Below are 3,159 nucleotides of genomic sequence, written 5' to 3' on the forward strand. Positions count from 1 at the left end.
GAGATGGGACAGGAACAAGTGTGCAGCGTGCCACAAAGAGGATTCCTGCATAGAGTGTCACAAGAGCACACCGCCTGCGAGCCACAGACCCGGCTGGCGTGAGCCTCTTAACAGACACTGTACGACAGGCTGTCATTACCCAATACAGGAGACCACCTGTTTTACCTGCCACAAAACGGCACATGCACCTAACCAGTACAGCAAATAGGGAGCAGAAAAATGAGTATCAAAGATAAACTTTTAGATAAAGCGAACGTGACCCGCCGTACCTTCCTTAAAGGAGCGAGCGTGGCAGGAGCCACTGCGGCACTTTACGGTTGCGGCGGCGGAGGCGGCGGCAAGACCTATATGGAAGAGGACGAGACCGTCGAGGTGCCTAAAATAATAGACGCCACAATCATTAATGGTTCAACACCCCACAACTGCGGCGGACGCTGCGCCAGCAAATATTATGTAAAAGACGGCGTTGTTAAAAGAATCGTGACTGATGAAGGTACCGAAAACAACGCTCTCGGCACAACTTCCAACGACCCCCAGAGACGTTCCTGCGTAAGATGCCGCTCCAGAAAACAGTGGTTCTACCGCAACGACCGTCTGCTTTACCCTCTGAAACAGACAGGAAACAGGGGCGACGTCAACGGTTTCGTGAGGATTTCGTGGGAACAGGCTTTCAATGAAATAGGTACAAAGCTGAAAAGCGTAATTGACACATACGGCGCAAGGTCTCTGCACTGCATATATGCCTCTGCGGACTCAACCGGCTGGTCGGGCGCTTCCGTAAACAGACTTTTCAACATGCTCGGCGGTTCACTGCCCTACAGAGACGACTATTCATGGCCTGCACTCGATCACGTTGCAACCTTTACAGAAGGTGCGGGATACGTCCCCGAAGGCAACAGCAGGGGCGACGTTGTAAACACTGAACACGTTTTTCTCTGGTCATACAACGGTCTTGAGGCTATATGGGGCACGCAGTCAGGATGGTATCTGACACAGGCGCGCGACAAAGGCATACCAATGACAGCAATTGACACCAGAGTGTCCAAAACGGCTGCCACAATTGCAGATGAGCTTGTAACCATCGCACCCACAACGGATGCAGCTCTCATCCTGGGTATGCTTCATCACCTTCTGACAACCAGAATGTCAAGCCTTGACGTCCCTTTCATAAAGGCTCACCTTCACGGTTTCTTCGACGACCCAACTGCGACCTCCTATCATGCGTCAGTTGCAGCCGGAACCTATGTCGTTCCCAACGGTGCGTCTCTTTCAGCATTTGTAATGGGTAACGTTGCCCACGCTGAGAATGGTGCCGCATCGATATATCCCGATACCATAGGCTACAACGTCAACACCTCCGGCACACTCATCGATCCCCTTGCCGGAAAACGTGCACCTATCTATGGTCAGACACCTAAAACACCTGAGTGGGCATCCGCTATCACTGGCGTTCCCGCTGCGAAGATTCGCGAAATGGCGAACACTCTGCTTGATAAAAACTGCTCCATCTGGAACGGCTCCGGCTTCCAGCGTCACTCTGAATCAGAGCAGGCGGTATGGCTGCTCAGAGTTCTTTCCGTTGTTACGAAGAACTTCGGCGCCGCAGGATGCAGCTATGGTATGCAGCCTTGGAGCTGGGTATCCGGTCCTGCAAACGGAATGGGAGTCACAAACCCCGTTTCCTCCACTCTGACATCAATCCTTTACGATGCGACAGAGATGACCACCACAGCTTTTTATGCGAACGACACAAAGAACACCATTCCTGTTTTCACATGGCTTGACGCACTTGAAAACGGCGGTACAGGTCAGTCAAGATGGAACGACGGTCAGATAAAAGCTCTCCCCGTCGGTATCAAATGTATATTCAACTTCGCTGGCAACGTTCTTGCGAACCAGTCCGGCGACGTTAACCTTTCAAAATCCGTTCTTGCGGACAGAACAAAGGCTGAGCTTCTTGTAACATGCGAACACTTCATGACGGCTTCGGCTATGATGTGCGACTACGTTCTTCCCGGCACAATGCAGATGGAGAAACCAGGCGCATCCACAGGCTGGTTCAGCGAAGAGGTTCTCAGCGTCCCCGGTGTGCTTGAAATACCCGGTGAGGTCAAGTCTGAATATGACATCTGTGCAGGTATCGCCAGCGTACTCGGCATAGGCGCGCAGTACACCGACGGCAAGACGATGGAAGACAGACTCGCCGCAGGCTGGGCAGCCGGAGTTACCGCGGGTACATACAACATAAGCTATGAAGAGTTCAAAAAGAACGGCATATGGAAACCTACTCTGCCTATCACCATTAAGTATAAGGCTTTCAGGGACGACCCCGCAGGCAGCCCTCTGAACACACCCTCAGGTAAGTTCGAGGCATATTCACAGTGGATGATGGAGGACTATCAGGCACGCCATTACAACAACCTTGACAGCTACGGAACTCTTGAGAACGCTGGCGTTATTATGGACGCAAAACGTCCCGCCGGTTCAACTTCCATGAGATTCGTATACCCCATCCCCATGTATATCCCCGCTGTTGAGGGAAGACATGCGGACGGCAGCCACCCCGACCTGCTCGGCAGAGAGGCGGCAGGCTATAAATACACTCTGCACACATGGCACATGATGTATCGTTCACACTCAACGCTGAACAGTGTCGCGTACCTGAACGAAAACTATAAACAGGATATCAACGGTAATCCGGCGTTCCTTCCGGAAACCAGAAAACCTGCCGACGGCAAAGCTGTTAAAACATGGGAGGACGGTGTTTACGAACCTGTATGGGTAAGCCCCGTTGACGCGGCAAACCTTGGTCTTTCCTCCGGCGACAGAGTGCTCATTGAGAACGACAGAGGCAAAATATACGCTTCCGTTGTCGTTACTCAGCGGGTTCCCGAAAATGTTCTCTACATCGGACAGGGCTCATGGCACAGCAAAGAGGGCAGCATAGACGTAGGCGGATGTGCAAACTCACTCACTCACGCGCGCCCCTCAAGGATATGTCAGGGTATGACGCTGGCAAACGACTGCCGCGTGAAGATCACTAAGGCGTAACAGGGAGGAATCAGATGTCTGCAAAACAGATGGCATTTTACTTTGACCAGAATAGATGTATGGGCTGCCACGCCTGTGTGGTTGCCTGTAAGGACTGGAACGACGTTA

At 52.2% G+C, this 3,159-nt stretch carries 2 protein-coding genes and 1 pseudogene; all 3 read left to right on the forward strand.

The window, feature by feature from the left end; all coding sequences use genetic code 11:
* Positions 1–208: pseudogene (locus Q7P67_RS13385) on the forward strand (hypothetical protein); the annotation flags it as partial.
* Positions 209–219: 11 nt separating this feature from the next.
* Positions 220–3,051 (forward strand): molybdopterin-dependent oxidoreductase, encoded by a 2,832-nt coding sequence (locus Q7P67_RS13390; protein ID WP_303852737.1) that lies wholly within the window; start codon positions 220–222, stop codon positions 3,049–3,051.
* A 29-nt stretch (positions 3,052–3,080) separates the two neighbouring features.
* On the forward strand, positions 3,081–3,159 hold a 79-nt coding region (locus Q7P67_RS13395; protein ID WP_303852736.1), incomplete at its 3' end, for a 4Fe-4S binding protein.

The sequence above is a fragment of the Seleniivibrio woodruffii genome (genome assembly GCF_029267515.1).
GTDB classification, from domain to species: Bacteria; Chrysiogenota; Deferribacteres; order Deferribacterales; family Geovibrionaceae; genus Seleniivibrio; species Seleniivibrio woodruffii_A.